The following is a 20293-nucleotide window of genomic DNA, read 5'->3' on the forward strand; positions in this document are numbered from 1 at the left end:
TTGCCATTTCCGAGCCGTACAATCAGCCTTATTCTGCACTTGAAACAAAGACAGGTTCGTAAGGCGAGCGTCGCAGGAAATGCTTGCATTTCCTATGACCGAGCCGCAGAACCTTCTTTTCTATTTGACCCTTGGTCAAATAGAAAAGAAAGGCCCCTCTGACGAGGAGCCTTTCCTAAGAAGGAGAAAATATGAATCGGTATGTGGAACCTTGAACCTACCAGGAGGGGAGCAATGATAGAGTTGTTTCAGGATTTACCCTTCTACCGTTCACAATTCCAAATATACCCTTTTATTTGCCCTTGAGAACTACCAATTTGCTTATTTTCTAAATCCGTTTCGATTACATTTTGGATTTAGTAAACTGGTGTTTACTCTTCGTGGAAAATAATCTTGCACTTCGGAACAAAACGGAATCCACCGCGACGGTGACGTTCGATTTCGAAGAACTTCTTCACGCCTTCAGACGGATGTTCAGGATCGTCAGAACCGTTGATATGAGCGATCACGCGGTTCAAACGGCTTTCGAAGTTCGGACGGAGCGGATCCATGCAAATGGACGGATCGCGCTTGAATTCGCGGTTTTCAAATTCTTCACGGCCGGTAGCGCTATATTCGCGGAGCAAGTTGCGAAGAATGCGGGCGGGCACGTTACGCATCAAGTGCTTGTTGTTCACCGAGATAGAGTCATCACTCTTGTAGTAGATGATCGTCACGGAGTCGTTCATGGCTTCAAGCAGCTGTTCCTGAGCCTTCTGGATGGGTTCCCAGGAGTCGAATTCCTGCTTAACAACGGCACTCATGAGCTTGTTGAACGGTTCCGGAGCCACCACGTTGGCCTTATAATCAAAGTAGACCACGCTAGCCGGTGCACCGTAATAGCAACCCTTATGAATCAGGACTGCACCCACCTTGTCGTCCACCACATCTTCGGTGGCGCGAATGCAGGCCATCTTCTTTTCGGCTTCAAATTCCCATTCCAGGCCATATTCAGCAAGACAATCACCGAAGGTCATGTACTTACCGACCTGACGGCCGTTCACATAAACACATCCGTCATCACGAACTTCGGCTGCAATACGGTTTTCGAGAGCTTCCACAAAGGAGGTCTGGCTGGCCTTGTATTCGATTTTTTCGTAAGGAGGGGTGTTCAAAAGAATCGCACCGATCTGAACCAAGCCGTTGAACCAGCGCATGGGGTTCGTCACCAACATTCCCGGAGAATCGAAACGGTAGGTGAAGTATTCCTTACGGAAGCCATCGGCCAATTCGCGGCGGATGAATTTTGCATTGGTCAGAAGCGGATAACGCTTCGGAATAATATCGAGGCAGAGCTGACGGACGTCTTCGGTAGCATAGAACTGGGAGACGTACGGGAGGTAAGAGCGAAGCACGCTACGAGCCGGAATCGCTTCGAAAGTTGCGCAGCGATCCATAATGCGCTGGACGAATGCATCCGGATTTTCACCGCGTTCGTAGAGCCAGTTCACCACATTGTTCATCATAAAGCGGTAAACGCCCTCGTCAACGAACGAATCTTCGAAGTAGATATCGTTTAGCAGCTTGACATTAAAGCGAGGATCTCGCTTGATAAGGGTCAAGATGTCCTTGACAGGATATGAGATGAGCAACTCAATGTGAGTCAACTGTAGGAATAGGTTAGAAAGCACTTTTACCTCACTCTATTGAATGGTATTTTTGAAAAACGCCACTCAGCCTTTTCGTACTAATAATTTAGCAAAAAAAATACGATTTAAACCCCAAAAGGCTATATTTGGGGCATGAAATCGGCTGAAATACACGTTTTATCGGATGAAATCATCAATAAAATAGCTGCAGGTGAAGTCATAGAACGCCCTGCATCGGCAGTAAAAGAGCTGATTGAAAACGCAATTGATGCCGGAGCGACCCGTATACAGGTCGCCATTGAAGAAGGTGGCAAGAAAAAAATCCAGGTTATTGACAACGGGAAAGGCATGAATGCCGCCGATTTGGATTTATGCTATTTACGCCATACCACCTCGAAGCTTTTTAGCGCAGACGACCTATTCCATTTACATACAAATGGTTTTAGAGGCGAAGCAGTGGCCTCCATTGCCGCGGTGTCCAAATTAACCATTACCAGCGCCACCGACGAGGGCGATAGCGGCCGAATCAAACTGGAAGGCGGAAACGTTGTAGAAAAACAGGACGTACAAGCTAGCCGAGGCACCACATTCCTGGTCGAAGACTTGTTTTACAACACCCCCGTGCGCCGCACCTTTTTAAGCAGCGATACCGCCGAAGGGACCCGCATTTTTGACGTTGTTCTAAAGACCGCCATAGCCCACCCCGAAATCCGTTTTGACTACAAAGTAGGCGATAAAACGGTGTTTACAGGAATTCCCGGGGAACTCCGCAACCGCATTGCAGAAGCCATTGGCTCCAAGATTGCCAAAGTTCTTTTGCCGGTAGACTATACCGAAGCGGGAGTCCATGTTTGGGGCTACGTCTCCCCTACCACCGAAACAAACGGCAAGCGCAACCACCAATTTCTGTTCATCCGCAACCGTCCCATCGAAAGCAAGATGGTGAGCAAGGCTGTGCAGCAGGCCTACGAGCCTTACGGAGCTGGCTGCAAGCCCGTTTCGGTGCTGTTCCTGGACATGCCCGACATGGAATTCGACGTAAACGTGCACCCCGCCAAGCGCGAAGTCCGTTTTGCAAACCAGAATTTGGTCTTTCTGGTAGTCTCCCACGCCATTCGCGACACGTTTACAAAGGACATGGAGGCGAAATCTCCGCTAATCGACCTCAGCGATGAAATTACAGGCCTAGACAAGGTCAGCGATCTACAGGACAGCGCCCCGAAAGTCCCTTACGGATTCGAGGAACCCCTTTCCAAGCCGGCAATCACGCCCGCCCCCAGTTTTACGACCAAGGAATCCAGCGGTGACATTCCCGAAATGTCCAACCGCCCTACGGCGTCCTTTACATTTGATAAACCCCGTAAGACAGCGTCATTCAATGACTTAGCACAAGACCTGTTCAGCACCCCCGAAGCGGGTAAGGTCATATCGCTGGAAGGGCACGTAAACGAGACTCCGGAACCAGCGACCCAATGGGTGCCCCCCACCTTTTTCCAGATCGCCAACACCTACATTGCAGGTGACGATTCCAGCGGACTTTTGGTCATAGACCAGCATGCGGCCCATTCCCGCGTGCTTTACGAACAGGCTTTGGACACCTTAAGGAACGGATCCGCCCTGGACAGCCAGGAGCTCTTGTTCCCGGAACTTCTGGAACTTTCTAAACTGGAAGTAGAAGCCCTCAAGAGCGTGGAAGACCAGTTCAAGCACTTGGGCTTTTATATCGAGCATTTTGGCGGCGAGACTTACCAGATTCGAGCCATTCCCAGCGCCCTCCCCCTTTCTCGCGCCATCAAGGCGGTCAAGGATTTCTTGGATAGCATCGGGGACGAAGGCAAGGGCGAAGGTGACATGGTTAAAATCCAAGACACCATCGCCAAGGCTTGGGCAAGCACCAACGCCTACCAGGCCGGTGACAAGCTAAAGCCAGAAGAAATGGCCGCCCTGGTAAGCCAGCTCATGCTGACCGAAGAACCCCTCAAGTCGCCCTACGGGCACCCCACATTACTTCAATTTACACTAGACGAGTTGGCCAAGAAATTCAAGCGCTAATTGTTCAAGTTTTTTCCCGACAGCAAGCTTTTCAAAAAGCTCTTTTAAGATTCTTTCTTTAGGTTTCGAACTCTTTTCAAGTTGCAATTTCACCCCCGACCACGGGGGGACGATGTGTTCTGGGAACACAAGACGACCCATTATAATGTTGGGCAAAGCGAAGAATTCCGTCTTGACAAACAAGCGACCAAGACAATAGGTCAGCAGGTCAGGCTTGGTGCAAACCGTGAAGGGAGCTCCCGACAAGGCAAGTTCCAAAGTCGAAGTTCCGGGGGCGGTCACCGCATATTCTGCGCTTTGATAAAACGCCATTCGCTCGATAGCGCTTTGTGGCGCAACGACTACAGGAACATTAAACTTTTCAAAAACGCTCACCAGTTCTTGTCGCGCCGCCACCACAACCACATTCTCGGCTCCTTGCACCGCATTCAAGAAAAGAGGCAAATTGCGGAGCGCCTGCGCCTTGCGACTTCCCGGAAAGAGAAGAGTGTAGGATTCAGAATATGGAATGAAAAATTCATTTTTGATTTCGACAAACGGGTGCTGCACTCGGACCACATTGCAGCCAGCTTCGCGGTACACAGCCTCTTCAAAATCAAAGAACACCGCCAACTTGACATAAGGATTTTTCGCAAGTTCTGCGGCCCGTTTCTTTTTCCAGGCCCACACCTGCGGAGGCGCCACATACAATGCAGGCTTGCGCAACTCCCCCGCCCGCTTCACCAACTTCATGTTGAAGCCAGGGTAATCGATTGCCACAAGTCCAAGACAATCCGGCGAGTCTAGAGCAGCCTTCAGTTCATCAAAGCTTTTGCGCAACTTGAAGTACTTGGGCAATACATCGCCAAAGCCTGACACCGGCAAATTTTCGAAATCAACTAATGGAGCCAGTCCCGCATTTTGCATGCGCTTGCCACCGGAGCCCTTTACCAAGCAACGAGAAGCAACCGCCTTTACCAGGGATTCACCGATGCAATCCCCGGAATCTTCGCCTGCACAAAAAAGAACAAATTTATCGTTTGGCACGGTTCGAGACCCAAACCTTCAAGGCACCTAAATCCTTGCGCAGATACTGCAACAATTCGGGAGTGTAAACCACTTTCTTGTTCTTGAGGGAAAGCACATGAATATTGCCCGATTCCGTTTCCACGTGGGCAACGATTTCACAACCTCTTTCCCCTTCGAAAGGTTCGTACTTTTCCATGAGCGTCAAAAGCTTGTCGGCAAAGTCATCGTCCACCATCGAAGAATAGAGTACCACATGAATGTGGCTCACCATGTCCGAACGTACACGATCCAGCTGGATGACTTCTTCCACCACCAGCTGCATGCCATCGCCCATACGCTGGTGTTCAAGCACGCCCTTCACCAACACGCGGTCATCGAGGGCTACGGTATCGCGGAACTTTTCCCACAAGTCCTTCTTGAAGAACATTTCCAAGTCGCCATGGAAATCCTGGATGGAGCCTGCGCCAATAGTATCACCGCGCTTGGTTTCAATGGAACGGAGCTTGGTCACCACGCCGCCCACAATCACGGTCCCGCCTTCGTGCTTGGCCAGTTCTTCTTCGTCCAAGGAGCAAGAAGTAAAGCCCTGCAGTTCCGGGCGGAATTCATCCAGCGGGTGGCCCGACAGGAATAAGCCAAGGACGTCTCGTTCCTTGTTGAGCATTTCCATGGCGGTCCATTCTTCCGCTTCTTCAAGGACCTCGGCAGAACTATCCATCGAAGGTGCGCCGCCGCCCATATCAAAGAGGGACATCTGGCCGCGATCTTTATCTTCTTGGAACCTCGACGCCACTTCCATGGCGCGGTCCACCGTTGCCATCAATACGGCGCGGCTTCCCGGCAGTTCATCCAAGGCGCCGGCCATAATCAAGCTTTCGATAAGGCGCTTGTTCATGGGCGGGCGTTTTTCTTTCTGTTCGCCCTGGTATTCAGTGACACGCTTGCAAAAATCAAAGATATCCTTGAACTTGCCACGACGTTCACGTTCTGCCACAATATCTTCTACGACTGCGATACCCACGTTGCGAATGCCCGCCAGGCCGAACAAAATCTGGCCTTCCGTATTGGCCACAAATTCACCCATGGAGGCGTTAATGTTGGGCGACACCACTTCGATATCAAGGCGCTTACATTCCAAGATAATCGTCACGATATCTTCGGTCTTACCCATCTTCGAGGTCATCGAAGCGGCCATGTATTCAGGGCCGTAATGAGTCTTGAGGTAAGCCGTCTGGTAAGCCACGTAAGCGTACGCAGCAGCATGGCTCTTGTTAAATGCGTATCCGCAGAACGGGAGCACCGCATCCCAAACCTTCTGGATCATGGCACGGTCGTAACCCTTGGCAAGGCATTTCTCGAAAAATTCCGGTTCGAGCTTCGCCATTTTTTCAGGCATCTTTTTAGCCATGATACGGCGAATGTTGTCAGCACCACCCAGCGAATAGCCGCCCAAAATCTGGGCCAGCTTCATCACCTGTTCCTGGTACACAATCACACCGTAAGTTTCGCCAAGCACCTGTTCCAAGTCGGGGTGATAGCAGTCAATTTCTTCCTGGCCATTCTTACGGGCAATAAAGTGCGGAATCTGGTCAATCGGCCCCGGACGATACAGGGCGTTCATAGCGATCAAGTCAAAGATTCGGGTCGGTTTCAGTTCGCGCAGGTACTTCTGCATACCCGGAGATTCGAACTGGAACACCGTCGTCGTCATGCCGCGGCCAAGCAACTCAAATGTTTCCTTGTCATCCAGCGGGATATGGCTCATGTCAACTTCAATCTTGCGATTTTTCTTGACCATGTTCACCGTATCTTGAATGATGGACAAGTTAATTAGCCCAAGGAAGTCCATCTTAAGTAGACCGATGTCTTCGGCGTAGTGCTTGTCGTACATCACCACCGGCGTATCTTCGGGGGCGGCTCGATACAAAGGAGCGAGGTTATAAATCGGAGTCGGCGTAATCACCACACCGCAAGCATGCACACCCGTCTGACGGGGCAAATCTTCCAGCTTTTTAGCCACATCCCACAGGTTCTGGTAACTGGCGCGGCTGTTAATCATGGCCTGCAGAGGTTCCGGGCTATAACCATCTTCCAGGTTGTTGCCCTTCTTGTCTTTACCCGTCCATGCCTGCTTCAGGCTAAAGTTCAAGGTGCGTTGCGGGAACAACTTGGTAATCTGCTTCGCTTCAGTCGGCGGGAACCCAAGCACACGAGCCACGTCGGTAATCACCGCCTTCGACTTGAGCATACCGTAAGTAATAATCTGGCCCACGCATTCCTTGCCGTACTTGTCCGTCACGTACTGAATCACGCGACCACGGTCACGGTCCGCAAAGTCGGTATCAATATCCGGCATGGACACGCGTTCCGGGTTCAAGAAACGTTCAAAAAGGAGGTCGAACTTTAAGGGATCTATGTCGGTGATACCGATAATATAAGTCACCAAGGAACCTGCAGCAGAACCACGGCCCGGACCCACGGGGATACCATTTCGACGGGCCCAGTTAATGAAGTCCCACACAATCAACAGGTAGCCCGCCACGTTCATGTTGCGGATACAGTTGAGTTCCTTGTACATGCGCTTGCCCACATCCGTTTCATGTTCAGGGAACTTGAAATTTTCGTCAGGGAAACGCCAATGCAAAAAGTCGTTACAGAGGTGCGTAATGTAAATATCGGCATCGCCACCCGGCTTACACCAACGATGGACTGCCTTATCCCACGCTTTCTTATCGTCGTCATCAAAGAATTCCGGCTGAGACAACCGTTCAATTTCGGCCTTGTCTTCATCGGTCAGGGCGTCCTCGGCAATTCCCTTATCGGCACAATAGGTTGCCGTGACCTTCTTCTTTTTATCCTTGATGACGCCCTTGACTTCGCGTTCACGGACAACGGGATATTCCGCGTCGTATTCCGCCTTCATAATCGCCTTGATGTTCTGGTACTCATCGGAGGCCAAGAAGTCATCGGGAATTTTAAAACGCGGCCAGAATTCATCCCCGATACCGGTCTTGACCGTATAATTGCAGCGTTCTGCAATCTTGACCGTATTTTCGATGGCACCCGGAATATGTCCGAACAGTTCCACCATTTCGGCTTCGCTGCGGAAATAGAACTTGTCCGACGGGAAACGCTTATCATCAAAACCGTTCAAGGTTTCTTTCAGAGAAATGCAGCGCAGAATCTTGTGGGCCTGGGCATCTTCGGCCTTAATATAATGGACATCGCCCACAGCCACGATTTCGCGGCCCATTTCACCGGCCAGCTGGACATTAAAATCATTCAGAAGTTTTTGTGCCGGAACCCCGTTGTCGCAAACCGAAATGTATAGATGGTCGTGGTCAAAAATCTTGTCGAGAGATTCCATGTATTCACGGGCAACGCTATTGCGCCCCGAAGCCACATTCTGACCGTACTTACTGAAGAAATCGCCTGCAATGGCGATAATGCCTTCTTTATGTTCTTCAATTACCGAAAGCGGAACCGAGGGAATTTCGGCCCAGCGATCCCCGTCTTCGTAACGGTAACTCACGATGCGGAGCAGGTTATAATAACCCTTCTCATTTTCCACCAAAAGGGTCAACCGTTCAAAGGTCATCGGGTCTTTCTGATTTGCACTCGACGTATCTACATAGACATGGCAACCATAAATCGTCTTTACCGGCGGAAGCCCTTTTTCTTTGCGGGCCTTGTTCATATCCTTTCCGCGGGTCTGAATTTCCAAGATACCAAACATGGCAGCATGGTCTGTAAGCGCCACTGCAGGTGCATTTGCATCGGCTGCAGCAGCCAAAATATCATCTAGACGGGCAGAAGCCTGTAAAACAGAAAACTCGGAATGAACTTGCAGGTGAACAAAGGCCATACCTGCAATTTAGTAAATAGTTCTTCATTCAAGAAAAGCACCCCGGCGGGGTGCTTGCGATTCTGAAAAATCCGATTTTTTAGAGCGAGTCGCGCGGGATGATCGGCTTAATTGCGGGCAGGGTATCGATGATATCGATAACTCCGGTATAGGCCGCATCAAAAGTAATTGTGGTATCCGGTTCAACTACCGAGGACAAATCTTCCGGGATATAACGAACCACATTGGAAATTCTCAGCTGGTCGTATGCACCCGAAGTCGTCATGGCGCTGGACTGACCCGGGCCTTCCATGCAGCAACTGGACTTGAAACCCATCACGAACAAATTCTCGTAGGGGTTGTTACGGCTTGCCGGTTCATAACCTTCGTTATGATCGATACTAGCCAATTCCTGGCCGTTTACCCAAAGGCTCAGTTTTCCGTTGCCCCACTGACCGGCAATATGGTTCCAATCATTCTTCAATTCAACAGAACCCTTCACAAAGTAGTGACGATTGGAAAGGTTCTTCTGGAAATAAAGGACTCCTTCCTTATAGAAGAAGTGAACGCGGGCTCCGTCATTACCCAAAAGGGTGCGGGCATTTTCGTTGAAATCTTCACCCGGACGGAACCAGAATTCAACCGTACCTTCTGCCATGGGGTCAATCAGGTTGATTCCGGTAGGAGCAACCTCGCCACTCTTCAGGGAAAGAGCCTTGCCACAAACGCCATCCACCAATTCACCTTCGCTGTAAATGGTTTCAAGTTCATCCATATAAAGGGTAGAATCGTCCATGACCAAAGCCGGGCTTGGGCACTTCTGTACAGCGACAGAAGCCACCGGAGCGTCAACATTTACAAAGTAGCGGGAACCGTAAGTATTCAACTGAGTCCACAGCGTCGGAACCAACGGAGGCAACGTATCGATTTTTTCGTTGGTATCAAACGGAATGGTATCATAGCAACATTGAGGAACCGTATCAAACACCGCCGTATCGTTAACCAAAGTATCATCCAACACGGGGTTCTTCGGCAGAGTATCGACAGCAGCTGTATCGAGGCTCGAAATATCGATTTCGGCAACGTCAGCCATCTTGTAACGCGGAATATTGGAAATTCTGAACTGGTCGAAAGAACCCGATGTAGTCATAGCAGCATACTGACCGGGGCCTTCCATGCAGCAGCTGGACTTGTAACCGATAACCACCAGGTTTTCAAACGGGATTCCGCGCTGTGCCGGAGCATAGCCTTCAGCATGTTCCCAACGGGCAACCATCTTGCCATTGAGCCACACACTCATGTAACCATCACCCCACTGGCCTGCAATCAGGTTCCAGTCGTCCTTGAGCTTTGCCTTGCCGTTTACGTAGTAATGCAGGTTATGATGGTTCTTCTGGAAATAAAGTTCGCCATCCTTGTAGAAAAAATGGATACGGGCACCATCGTTACCCAGAAGGGTACGGGCCTTGTCATAAAAGTCTTCGTTCGGGCGGAACCAGAATTCCACCGTCCCCACCTTCATGGAGTCAATCAGGTTCACACCGAGAGGAGCCACCTGGCCATCTTGCAGCTTGAGGCCCTTGCCGCAAACGCCTTCGACCTGTTCACCTTCGTCAAAGAGAATTTCCAGTTCGTCCAGGTAGCGTGTGTTGTCATCCATGGCGAGCGCCGGAGCGGCACAACGGCCATTCACAAGGGCAGAACCGCCAATAACGGGAGACCCCAGGTCTTGAGAAAGAGAATCGAAATAGCCGGCAATGCCCAGTTCATCGATTCGAGCCCACATCTGTGCGGCATCGTTCTTCTGATACGCGGGTTCATCACTGGAAATCACCTTTTCTGCCGAAGATTCCGACCCGGAGCATCCCCAAAGAAAAGCGCCCATCAGCACCAAAGATGAAGCCGAAAGCCATTTCACTGTTTTCTTACTCATTTTGTTCTCCATTTCTTTCAAGTAAGAATAATATAACAAAACACGTTTTCTTTTGCAAATTTTTCATTTTAGATGTAATTAGAATCATCTGTTTTTGCAAAAAAATGTATTTTTCTTAAGAAAAGGCCTATTTTTACAAAAGAATACGATGAACGGCACCCCCAAAAAAGACTTGAAAATCGCCATTGACGCCCGCATGGTCTCCCGTTCAGGCATTGGCACCTGCATTCAGCATTGGCTCAGGGACGTGGGCTACAAAATTGCCCTTGGGGACCCCAAAGACTTGGAAGCCTACAAGATAGTTCCCAAGCATATTCCATTTATCAGCAGCATTTACGGGTACAAGGAACAGCTGAAATTCCCCTATCGGGCCCTCTACCGCGAAAAGCCCGACGTTTTGCACATTCCCCACTGCAATGTGCCGTTGCTCTACCGAGGCAAGATGATGGTGACGATCCACGATCTCACCCACCTGATTTACCCCGAATTCTTGCCCTTCAAGCTAGTGCACCTATATTTCAAGTTTATCTTCTGGTTCGTCAGCAAGCGTGCCGACCGGATTATTACGGTTTCCGAAAGTACTAAACGTGACCTGTTGCGCTTTTACAAGATTGACGAATCCAAGATTACCGTCATACCCTCTGGAGTCGGCAAGGAATTTGTACGCAAGCAGCCCGAAGAATACGACTACCTATACGAAAAATTCAACATTCCCCGGGACAAGAAAATTCTGCTGTACGTAGGGAACCTGCTACCCCACAAGAACTTGAACGGACTGCTGAAGGGGTTTGCCCAAATGAAGGGCAAGGAAAATTGCCGCTTGATTTTTGTTGGCAAGGCCTTTGACGGACGCACCAAGGCCACCCAGGAAAAAGAGCTGGGAATCGAGGACTTGACCATTCACGCCGGCATGGTCAGCCAAGATGACTTGGTGAACTTTTACAACCTGGCAGACCTATTCGTACTCCCCTCGCTATACGAAGGATTCGGCCTGCCGATCCTGGAAGCGTTCGCCTGCGGAACCCCCGTTGCCTGCTCCAAGACTTCGTCTATGCCCGAAGTAGGCGGAAACATCGCCAACTACTTTGACCCAAACGACCCGGCAAGTATCGCCAGCGCCCTGGAAGAATCCATTGACGACAAGGGCAAATACGACGCCGAAATCGACGCCTGGGTATCTAGATTCTCTTGGGAAGAAAGCGCCCGGAAAATCCGTGAAGTTGCCGAAAGCCTATAAATTCTATATTGAGATCAATGGCAGACAATAAGACAGATGTAAAGCTCTTTGTCAAGCGGATACTCCAGCTCGTTGTTAGCGTGGGCGGTTTCGCCTACATCTTCTACAAGATTCCCCTGGCAAGTGTCGTGGACAACTGGAGCCTCGGAATGACCCCATGGGTCCTTGCCACTCTTGTCGCCGCAAACCTGACCATGATTATCCAGGCTAACCGCTGGAAAGGCCTTTCGGTCCAAGGGCCAGAAATTCCCTTCAAGACATACTACGCCTTTACCGCCATGGGGTACTTCTTCAACAACCTGCTCCCCACCGGTTTCGGGGGTGATGCCGTAAAATCCCTGGCCTTCGGAAAAAAATTCAACCAGACCAGCCAATCGGTTTCAGCAGTATTCCTGGCGCGCATCCAAGGGCTTTTGGCCATGTTCCTCTGCTTTTTTGCAGCCCTCCCCTTCGCCCTGAACAAGGCCGAAATTCCTTTTATATACACTGTCATCATGACCATCGCCCTTTTGGTCTGTACCGCCATTGTGGTTCTCTGCCTTTTTTCGGACAAAGTTCCTATTCCGGAAATCGTTTTAAAAAAACTCACCTTTATTCCGAAGCTGCAAAAGAGTCTATCCATTTATAGGCAGCACAAAAAGCAGGTCCTTCTATCATCTTTGGATTCCCTGTGGTTGCAATTTTTAGCGGTGTTCATGACATTCGCCTATTTTAAGGCTGTCGGTCAAAGCATTGACATCAGTATCCTGGTGGTATTCACCTACATCACCACCATCGTCTCCATGCTCCCCATTTCGCTGAACGGCATCGGAGTCCGCGAAGGCATTCAGGTAGCCCTGTTCACGGGAATTTTAGGAATCCCTGCGCCAGTAGTTCTATCGGCTGGACTTCTGGGATATTTTCCGCTGGTATTCCAGGCCATACAAGGCGCCATCGTACTTGTAGCAAGCAAAAAACAAGCGTAGCATTCACATAAAAAAATCCGCCGGAGTTGAATCCAGCGGAAATTTTTAACAAAGTCAAAAGTTGAAGCGTTATTCCCAGACTTCCGTCTTGAGTTCGCGGCCCCACATTTCCTTGATGACCTCATCCACCTTCTTGCCTTCGAACAAGAGAGCGTGAACGGCATTCACGATAGGCATTTCCACACCCAGCTTGTCGGCGAGAGCCTTGGTGCTCTTGCAAGTCGGGACGCCTTCGGCAACCATCTTCATGCCGCCGAGAACCTGTTCGATGGTTTCGCCCTTGCCGATGTGTTCACCCACGTAGCGGTTACGGCTATGCTGGGAGAGACAGGTAACAATCAGGTCGCCCATGCCAGCGAGACCGGCAAAGGTTTCGGGCTTTGCACCGAGGGCCTTGCCCAGGCGGCACATTTCAGCCTGACCGCGAGTGAGAATGGCGGCGCGGGTATTGTCGCCAATCTTGAACTTGCCACCGGCTTCCAAACCGTAAAGCACACCAGAAGCAATGGCAATCACGTTCTTCACGGAACCGCAAAGTTCCACACCCACAATGTCAGTAGAAGTGTAAACGCGCAGGTAAGAGCAGCTCATGGCCTTCTGCACCAGCTTGGCGGATTCTTCGTTCACGCAAGCAGAAACAATGGCCGTGAGAATATGGCGACTAACTTCTTCGGCATGAGAGGGGCCGCTAAAGGCAACCATCTTGTCTTCGGTGAGCCAAGGAACATTTTCGAGCAAGACTTCGCTCATGAGCTGGTTCGTGCCTTCGAGAATACCCTTCGTAGCACAGACCACCACCGGTTCCTTACCCTTGACCGGAGTCCACTGGCCGAGAGTCTTGGCGACACCGCCCATAAACTGGGAAGGCACCACGATCAAAACCATGTCGCAGCCTTCGAGAGCGGCATTCATGTCGGTCGTGTATTTAAAGTCTTCCGGGAAAATCACGCCCGGCAATTTGTCCTTATACTGGTGTTCCGTAGAAAGCAGGTCTACTTCGGCCTGGGAATTGGTCCAGAACATCACGTCGTTCTTGTTTTCGTACACCACCTGGCCAAGAGACAAGCCCCAGCCACCCGTTCCAAGTACAGTAACCTTCATAATAAATCCTTACCTATCACTTTTTCCTATAATCTACAATAATTACGCCTTCGGAGTCTTGCGTTTGCTGCCAAAACCGTTTTCGGTGCCGTTTAACAGGCGCTTAATATTGGATTTGTGCTTCACAATCACGAAAACGGCAACCACAAGGCAGGTAATCATCAAACCGAGATTAATATCGTCCGGCGGGTACGGCAACTTCAAGTAGCCCATGACGGCAAACACGCCGAGTGCCACGCAGGCCGCGATGCTACCCACCGACACATACTTCGATGCAAAGGTGAAAATAATCCACACGCCAAAAGCAGAAAGCGCGGTAATCGGGCAAAGGGCCAGGAACACGCCCAAAGCAGCGAGCACGCCCTTACCGCCGCGGAAACCGGCAAAGCAAGTAAAGCTGTGACCAAGAATCACCAGGAGACCAGCCACAAGCGGCACCCAGTGAGAATAATCGGCACCGCCGGCAGCCACCTGGGCTTCGCACATTTTCAAGGCAATCCACGGACCAAGGATACCCTTGATCAAATCCAAGAACACCACCGGAAGAGCGGGTTTCCAGCCAAGCACGCGGAAGGTATTGGTGAGCCCCGCGTTCTTGGAGCCGTAATCTCTAATGTCGAACGACTTTCCCTTTGCGAGTTTTGCGATCCAGATCGCGCTGGGGATTGACCCCAGCAAGTACGCTATTGGAAGACTCAGTAAACTGTTCAAGATCTTCATCCTTTCTAAGGGTTAATTTCTGGTCGAAGTTCAAGCGGAGGGGTGCACCCTGCAGCTGGAATTCTTCGTAAAACTGTTTGAGCAAGTAACGCTTGTAAGAATCGGCCACCAGTTCCGGCGTACGGGTTTCGATGGCGATTACCGGCGGCTCCACCATAATCTGGCAGGCGCGGGTAAGCTGAACGGTACGGGCATTCTGGCTGGGCACCGGATTCTTTTCCAGGAAGCTAGCAAAGGCGGTTGCAACGCGATCGCGACCAAGGACGCGGCGGCAGTTGGCATACACCGTCTGAATGGCCTGCACAATGCGGTTGACGCGCTGGCCTTCTTTGGCGCTGGCCGAAATAATCGGCACGTATTCCAGCATGGGTTCGCGTTCCAGCATTTCCTTGACCATGTGGTCAAAGGACTTTTCGGTCTTGTCGGGGAAGATATCCCACTTGTTGAGCACGAGAACCAGGCCCTTGCCGGCCTTGCGAATTTCGGTAATAATGCGGAAGTCCTGGACTTCAAGACCGCGGGTGCAGTCCACCATAAGCACCGACACGTCAGAACGGCGGATACTTTCGAGGGTACGCATGTTGCTGAAAATTTCGACTTCGTCTTCCACCTTGGCCTTCTTGCGGAGGCCTGCCGTATCGGTCACCACGAACTTTTGACCATCTACGGCAAAGTCGCAGTCAATGGAATCGCGGGTAGTACCCGGAATGTCGGACACCACGGCACGGTCTTCGTTCAGCAAGCGGTTGAGCAAGGTGCTCTTACCGGCATTCGGGCGGCCGAGAATGGCAAAGCGAATGGGACGTTCTTCACGGCGTTCTCCACGAACGGGAGTCGGGAGCACTGCAATGACTTCGTCCATGAGCGAAAGACAGGCGTAACCCGTAAGCGCACTGATGGTACGGGGCAAGCCAAAGCCCAGCTTCAGGAACTCGTAGCTTTCCTGGCGGTCGGCACCGTTTTCGCTCTTGTTGGCCACAAGAATCACCTTCTTGTCCAGCTTGCGGACCATGCGGGCAAACTGTTCGTCCAGCTTGGTAATGCCCACGCGGACATCCACCATGAAGAGCACCAGGTCGGCCTCTTCCACGGCATTGAAAATCTGGGTGCGCACGCTATCGGCGAGCACGTCGATGGAATCGTCCGGCAAGAATCCGCCAGTATCGACCACCGTAAATTCATGGCCCTTGTAATTCGCATTCTGATAATGGCGATCGCGGGTCACACCATCGCGGTCAGACACGACAGCGGCACGACGCCCCAGAATACGATTAAAGAGCGAGGACTTGCCCACGTTCGGGCGTCCAACTATACATACGACTGGTAATTTCATCAATTGTAAATATAGGAATTACACGGGAGACTAGAGACGAAAGACGAAAGTTTTCCAGCGAGAAACGCACAGACAGGAGTCCTCTATTCATAAAAAAATATTATTTTGAAAATACGCGGTTCCGTCGGGAGGATTAATGAAGTTTTGCCAGCCCTTTAAGAAAATCGCCCTGCTTTTCGGGGCCATCGCCGGGATTTCTTCGGTGTGGGCAGCACCCCTGTTCATCGGCTACTACCCCGACTGGGGCAAATGGCACAAGCCCGCCTACACGGTGGACAAAGTTCCCTACGACAAATTGACTCATGTACTGTGGAGCTTTATTACGCCGGATACCGACGGTTCCTTGCGCGGCGATGCAGCCGAAGACCCCAGCGCCCTTGATTCCATGGTGATGCTTGCGCATAACGCTGGCACCAAGGTGATTGTGTCGCTGGGTGGTGGCGGACAAAGCGAAAATTTTGTACCCGTCGCCTCGAACGACGCCCTCCGCGGCAAATTTATTGCGAACCTGGTGCAGTTCGTTGCCGACCATAACCTGGACGGTCTCGACATGGACTGGGAATGGGAATACAACCCCGTGCCCGAAGCGGACACCATCGCCTATAGCAAGTTACTTACAGAACTCCGCGCAGCCCTCCCCAAAGACAAGAGCCTTTCTGCGGCACTTCCCTGCTCGCCTTATTACGGCAAATGGTTCACGCCCGAAGTCCTCGTGAAAAACCTGGACTGGTTCGGATTCATGACCTACGACATGACCGGTGATTGGGATGAAGAAGCCATGTTCGATTCGCCCCTTTACCCCCACGAAGGTTATACCACCTGGTCATGGGAAGAAACCCGCGACTACTGGAAAAAGCGCGGAGTCCCTACCGAAAAGATGGTCTTTGGCATTCCCTCTTTCGGGTTCCAATTTGAAGGAGCTACGGGACCCGGCACCGACTTTACTTCTGCAAAGCAAGTGGCCTACAAAGATATCGTCGCGAACACCGACTGGGAATACTTCTACGACAGCGTTTCCGTAGAACCCTACGGTGTATCTTCAACGGGCTACGTGACCTTCGAAGATCCGCATTCTTCTGCAATCAAGTCCCGCTGGGTCAAAGAAAACGGCTACGCCGGCATCATGGTGTGGGAAGTTTCCCACGACTACATCGAAGGCACCGGAAACCCGATTCTCGACAGCATTTACATTGCGTTACAAGACAACGGAACTGCCATTCGCAAGGTTCGCAATGGCAATATTCGCGCCAACAGCGCAGCCGGCAAGAAAATCGACATTCGCGGCCACCGAGTTGAGGGCAAAAAATCCATAATTTTACTTGACTCCAAACGTTCAAAACGATAGATTAATAAAGGTTACGTTTTTAAACGGAGTGTGTATGGTGAAAAACTTGATAATCGCAGGTAGCGCGATTGCATTTTTGGCAACCGCTACATTCGCGACGGGCCGTTCCGTCGCACTCAACAAAAGCATCGAATCGCTGGAGCCCATGAAGGGAATCGTCTTCTGGCCCGACCAGGCAAAGAAGCAAAAGGACTTACAGGGTTCCATTTCTCTGGAATTTTCCTATTGTCTCCCCTGCGCCGTGGTGAAGGGCAAATCTGACGGCAAGATCAACTATGACTGGAGCATTTTTGAAAAAATGCTGGACGATGTCAAAAGCCGCGGGCACCAGGCCATCGTACGCTTCCGTATCGAATACCCGAACGAAGAAATCAATAACGCACCCAACTGCGTTGAAGACTCTTTAGGCGCCACCGCCGTCCCCAAATACATCAAGGCCATAAGCGACTACAAAGAAACCCATGCCGACAACCCCGGTGACGATGGTCCCACGGACTACGCAGGCTGGGGACACAGCGAATTGCAGTGGTTCTACAAGCAATTCTACACCGACTTTGCCGCCAAATACGACAAGGATCCGCGTATCGCCTTTGTGCAAGTGGGCTTTGGCCATTGGGCAGAATACCACATCTACGGAACAACACTGAAACTGGGCACGAACTTCGCCAGCAAGGATTACCAAACCGAATTTCTGAAGCATGTCGACACGCTGTTCAAGGAAACGCCGTGGAGCATCTCGATCGATGCCGCCGACAACCACTACACACCCATCGCCGGGAACAAGACTTTGCTAGCGCTAGGGTTCGGACTCTTCGACGACTCCTTTATGCACAAGGAACACGACATTTCGCAGGGTGACGGCGACAACGAAAAGAACTGGATAACCCTCGACACCACCCGCTGGAAAAACGCCCCCGCCGGCGGTGAAATCAGCTACTACACATCAAAGGACCAGCACGAGTTTCTGAACCCCGCCGGGCTTTATGGCATTACCTGGGAAGCTGCCGCCAGCAAGTACCACATGACCTACGTGATTGGCAACGATGCCCCCGAAGGCCAATACGCCACCAAAAACCGCGTAGACAGTGCCAGTTCCTTCGCCGGCTATAAATTCGAGATTACCGGTTACGCCGTGAACAAGATATCTGCCGCCGTACGCGTGAAAAACATCGGCATCGCTCCGCTTTACCACAATGCCTACGTGACCGTGAAGGGCGTGCGCAGCAAAAAATCGCTCAAGGGACTCTTGCCCGGCAAAGAAGCCATCTACACGGTATCGGGCATTGAAATCGGAGACAAGGAATCTCCCGAACCGACCATTACCAGCGACAAATTGCTGAAAGATGCAACCATCCCCTATAAGGCAAGCCTCGACGGCAACGCAAAGCCAATCGAAGGGTTGATTGACGAAAGCTCCACCGGAATCAATAAGGGTCGATTGATCAGAACTGACGATTCAATCATTAGTGGCAAAAATCGCGCCACCGACCTTAAGGGTAGAAATGTGCCGAGTAAAGCCGCCCACGGAGCATACTACCCCGTTTCAAAGCATTAGTTTACACAATTTTATACAAATAATCCATAACAAAATCAATTTTATGTAGAAAATGCCCTTAAAAAAGGGTATTTTCTGTTATAGAAAATCGAGGAGAACATATGAATATTCGCAAACACTGGAAAAAGATTTTATTGTCTTCTACCGCCCTCTTTTGGGCTAGTTGTGGCGGCGACAGCGAAAGTTCGTCTGTAGCAGGCGGAACAATCAACGAAGACCCTGTTAACCCCGATTCCATTGTCAATCCCGACGATCTAGACGGAATCAAGATTGACACCCTTTACGGAATCAGGCCTGTTTACAACGCTGACTCGGGCGCAGTATCCAGCGCCGACACCTGTTCAAGTTCCTCTGAAGAGATACAGTCCAGTTCTAGCGAAGCTGAATCAAGTTCCAGCGAAATCGCACAATCCAGTTCCAGCAAGACAACATATCCCAGTTTTGGCACGTACAAACTGGCCCGCGACACCAGCACCACATGCGAAGTGACTGAAGTCGTAAGAACTTATCTGAGTTCACGCATAAGCAGTCCCACTGAACTAATGGACTCTCTCGAAAACAACACGACCCTTTCAGTTGAAGCACTTGAGTTAGTCGAAGACAACCTCGAAGAATCGCTCAACTACGGAGTTCTTTACGGTTCTCCAAGTACAACAGGAGGGCCAACATACCCCTCAAAATTCGAATGCACGAACGATTCCACCTACACGACAAGCACTCACGTCGCCAAAGATGGCGTGCTATACACCAGAGAAGAATACAAGGAAAAATTCCCCAACCAGGATCCCGACAAGCCCTCTCCCCTTTGCCAGAAAACCGACTTTATCCTCTGTGGCGGGGCCCCGTATATGGAATCAGGAAAAGAAAGGACATTCGTTGGTTCATTACCCAACAATTTCGAATCGGATAAGGAAACTTTGATTGACAGCGTAAAGGCTACATTCGGCAACAACCTTCCCGACGCACTGAAAAATTGTCTTGATTCGAACGTTACGTCCATGAATATGAGAAAAGATATCGACGGCGGAACCACCTACATGAACCCGCGAGGCCCCATAGCCACGAAGCAGATTTGCGACGGCGACACCACCGTGAACCCGCGCTATCAGGCAAAACTCGATTCCAACAAGGCATACGTCAGGAAGCAAATTAACAAGTGCTTGACGAAGGATGATTAGAGGGATTCTATTCAGAACGAATCCTCTTTTTCAGTTTTCCAAGATTCAACATCTTCTGGTGAAACCTTAAACGAGTCTTTAAATTCTTTATTTAAAGACTCTTCTTTTTGTCGTATTTTTTCTAGAAATGACTGTTCATCGTCATCGCCAGATAGCAAATAGTCTATACACTTCGCACAGATATAGGCCATACGCAGGATTTTGTAAGCCCTTTTAAAAACAGCCAAAGTTTCTTTTGAATACGGTTGAAAATATTCGTTTCTATGAGTCTGCGCAAAAAGCATCCACTCTTTACTTTTGTGCTTTAAATATGTACTACGTACATATTCAGCCATTCTTTCTATATGCATTTCTTGGTAATTGAATGTTCCACCGGACATATTATTCTCCTTAG

The 20293-nt window shown here is 50.5% G+C and carries 14 protein-coding genes; 6 read left to right on the top strand and 8 right to left on the bottom strand.

Annotated elements, in window-relative coordinates; all coding sequences use genetic code 11:
- Nucleotides 1-371: 371 nt before the first annotated feature.
- Nucleotides 372-1670, bottom strand: a complete 1299-nt coding sequence (locus tag ACJMNB_RS06145; protein WP_405340061.1) for a hypothetical protein — start codon at nucleotides 1668-1670, stop codon at nucleotides 372-374.
- 111 nt (nucleotides 1671-1781) lie between these two features.
- On the opposite strand from ACJMNB_RS06145, the gene mutL reads away from it, so the two are divergent.
- Nucleotides 1782-3680: a DNA mismatch repair endonuclease MutL gene (gene mutL / locus ACJMNB_RS06150; RefSeq protein ID WP_405340064.1), complete on the top strand. Its 1899-nt coding sequence runs from the start codon at nucleotides 1782-1784 to the stop codon at nucleotides 3678-3680.
- Here the strand turns inward: mutL and ACJMNB_RS06155 are convergent.
- From ACJMNB_RS06155 to ACJMNB_RS06165, 3 genes are all read right to left on the bottom strand, one after another.
- A complete protein-coding gene (locus ACJMNB_RS06155) occupies nucleotides 3648-4706 on the bottom strand; it encodes a lipid-A-disaccharide synthase (RefSeq protein ID WP_405340067.1) in 1059 nt (352 codons plus the stop codon). The genes mutL and ACJMNB_RS06155 overlap by 33 nt on opposite strands.
- Entirely contained in the window at nucleotides 4693-8553 is a 3861-nt protein-coding gene (dnaE, locus tag ACJMNB_RS06160) for a DNA polymerase III subunit alpha (protein WP_405340070.1), read from the bottom strand. The genes ACJMNB_RS06155 and dnaE overlap by 14 nt, the downstream gene beginning before the upstream one ends.
- A 79-nt stretch (nucleotides 8554-8632) precedes the next feature.
- Complete coding sequence (locus tag ACJMNB_RS06165; RefSeq protein ID WP_405340073.1) at nucleotides 8633-10465, bottom strand: LamG-like jellyroll fold domain-containing protein; 1833 nt, start codon at nucleotides 10463-10465, stop codon at nucleotides 8633-8635.
- Between the two features lie 148 nt (nucleotides 10466-10613).
- Here ACJMNB_RS06165 and ACJMNB_RS06170 point away from each other — a divergent pair, with 148 nt between their 5' ends.
- A complete protein-coding gene (locus tag ACJMNB_RS06170) occupies nucleotides 10614-11702 on the top strand; it encodes a glycosyltransferase family 4 protein (RefSeq protein ID WP_405340076.1) in 1089 nt (362 codons plus the stop codon).
- Nucleotides 11703-11719: 17 nt separating this feature from the next.
- Entirely contained in the window at nucleotides 11720-12667 is a 948-nt protein-coding gene (locus ACJMNB_RS06175; protein WP_405340079.1) for a lysylphosphatidylglycerol synthase transmembrane domain-containing protein, read from the top strand.
- Between the two features lie 69 nt (nucleotides 12668-12736).
- Here ACJMNB_RS06175 and ACJMNB_RS06180 read toward each other — a convergent pair whose 3' ends face one another.
- The 3 genes from ACJMNB_RS06180 to der are packed head-to-tail and all read right to left on the bottom strand — an operon-like array spanning nucleotide 12737 to nucleotide 15821.
- Nucleotides 12737-13768: an NAD(P)H-dependent glycerol-3-phosphate dehydrogenase gene (locus tag ACJMNB_RS06180; RefSeq protein WP_405340082.1), complete on the bottom strand. Its 1032-nt coding sequence runs from the start codon at nucleotides 13766-13768 to the stop codon at nucleotides 12737-12739.
- A 42-nt stretch (nucleotides 13769-13810) separates the two neighbouring features.
- On the bottom strand, nucleotides 13811-14446 hold the full coding sequence (gene plsY / locus ACJMNB_RS06185) for a glycerol-3-phosphate 1-O-acyltransferase PlsY (RefSeq protein ID WP_405340085.1): 636 nt from the start codon (nucleotides 14444-14446) through the stop codon (nucleotides 13811-13813).
- Complete coding sequence (gene der / locus ACJMNB_RS06190; protein ID WP_405340088.1) at nucleotides 14379-15821, bottom strand: ribosome biogenesis GTPase Der; 1443 nt, start codon at nucleotides 15819-15821, stop codon at nucleotides 14379-14381. Before der ends, plsY begins: the two co-directional genes overlap by 68 nt.
- Nucleotides 15822-15957: 136 nt before the next feature.
- On the opposite strand from der, the gene ACJMNB_RS06195 reads away from it, so the two are divergent.
- The 3 genes from ACJMNB_RS06195 to ACJMNB_RS06205 all read left to right on the top strand — a co-directional run bounded on the left by ACJMNB_RS06195 (nucleotide 15958) and on the right by ACJMNB_RS06205 (nucleotide 19899).
- On the top strand, nucleotides 15958-17166 hold the full coding sequence (locus ACJMNB_RS06195) for a glycoside hydrolase family 18 protein (RefSeq protein ID WP_405340091.1): 1209 nt from the start codon (nucleotides 15958-15960) through the stop codon (nucleotides 17164-17166).
- A gap of 34 nt (nucleotides 17167-17200) precedes the next feature.
- Nucleotides 17201-18721, top strand: a complete 1521-nt coding sequence (locus ACJMNB_RS06200; protein ID WP_405340094.1) for a DUF4832 domain-containing protein — start codon at nucleotides 17201-17203, stop codon at nucleotides 18719-18721.
- A 101-nt stretch (nucleotides 18722-18822) separates the two neighbouring features.
- Nucleotides 18823-19899 carry a hypothetical protein gene (locus tag ACJMNB_RS06205; protein WP_405340097.1) on the top strand — a complete coding sequence of 359 codons (1077 nt, stop codon included), beginning with the start codon at nucleotides 18823-18825 and terminating at the stop codon, nucleotides 19897-19899.
- A gap of 11 nt (nucleotides 19900-19910) precedes the next feature.
- Here the strand turns inward: ACJMNB_RS06205 and ACJMNB_RS06210 are convergent, their stop codons facing one another.
- Nucleotides 19911-20279: a hypothetical protein gene (locus ACJMNB_RS06210; RefSeq protein ID WP_405340100.1), complete on the bottom strand. Its 369-nt coding sequence runs from the start codon at nucleotides 20277-20279 to the stop codon at nucleotides 19911-19913.
- Between the last annotated feature and the right edge of the window lie 14 nt (nucleotides 20280-20293).

It is taken from the genome of Fibrobacter sp., assembly GCF_045131395.1.
In the GTDB taxonomy this organism is placed as follows: Bacteria; Fibrobacterota; Fibrobacteria; order Fibrobacterales; family Fibrobacteraceae; genus Fibrobacter.

What these genes read in the sequence shown, in the direction of transcription:
- der (WP_405340088.1), bottom strand. Translation starts at nt 15,821, where the DNA reads ATGAAATTACCAGTCGTATGTATAGTTGGACGCCCGAACGTGGGCAAG.
- ACJMNB_RS06175 (WP_405340079.1), top strand. Translation starts at nt 11,720, where the DNA reads ATGGCAGACAATAAGACAGATGTAAAGCTCTTTGTCAAGCGGATACTC.
- ACJMNB_RS06170 (WP_405340076.1), top strand. Translation starts at nt 10,614, where the DNA reads ATGAACGGCACCCCCAAAAAAGACTTGAAAATCGCCATTGACGCCCGC.
- ACJMNB_RS06210 (WP_405340100.1), bottom strand. Translation starts at nt 20,279, where the DNA reads ATGTCCGGTGGAACATTCAATTACCAAGAAATGCATATAGAAAGAATG.
- ACJMNB_RS06200 (WP_405340094.1), top strand. Translation starts at nt 17,201, where the DNA reads ATGGTGAAAAACTTGATAATCGCAGGTAGCGCGATTGCATTTTTGGCA.
- mutL (WP_405340064.1), top strand. Translation starts at nt 1,782, where the DNA reads ATGAAATCGGCTGAAATACACGTTTTATCGGATGAAATCATCAATAAA.
- dnaE (WP_405340070.1), bottom strand. Translation starts at nt 8,553, where the DNA reads ATGGCCTTTGTTCACCTGCAAGTTCATTCCGAGTTTTCTGTTTTACAG.
- ACJMNB_RS06165 (WP_405340073.1), bottom strand. Translation starts at nt 10,465, where the DNA reads ATGAGTAAGAAAACAGTGAAATGGCTTTCGGCTTCATCTTTGGTGCTG.
- ACJMNB_RS06195 (WP_405340091.1), top strand. Translation starts at nt 15,958, where the DNA reads ATGAAGTTTTGCCAGCCCTTTAAGAAAATCGCCCTGCTTTTCGGGGCC.
- ACJMNB_RS06180 (WP_405340082.1), bottom strand. Translation starts at nt 13,768, where the DNA reads ATGAAGGTTACTGTACTTGGAACGGGTGGCTGGGGCTTGTCTCTTGGC.
- ACJMNB_RS06205 (WP_405340097.1), top strand. Translation starts at nt 18,823, where the DNA reads ATGAATATTCGCAAACACTGGAAAAAGATTTTATTGTCTTCTACCGCC.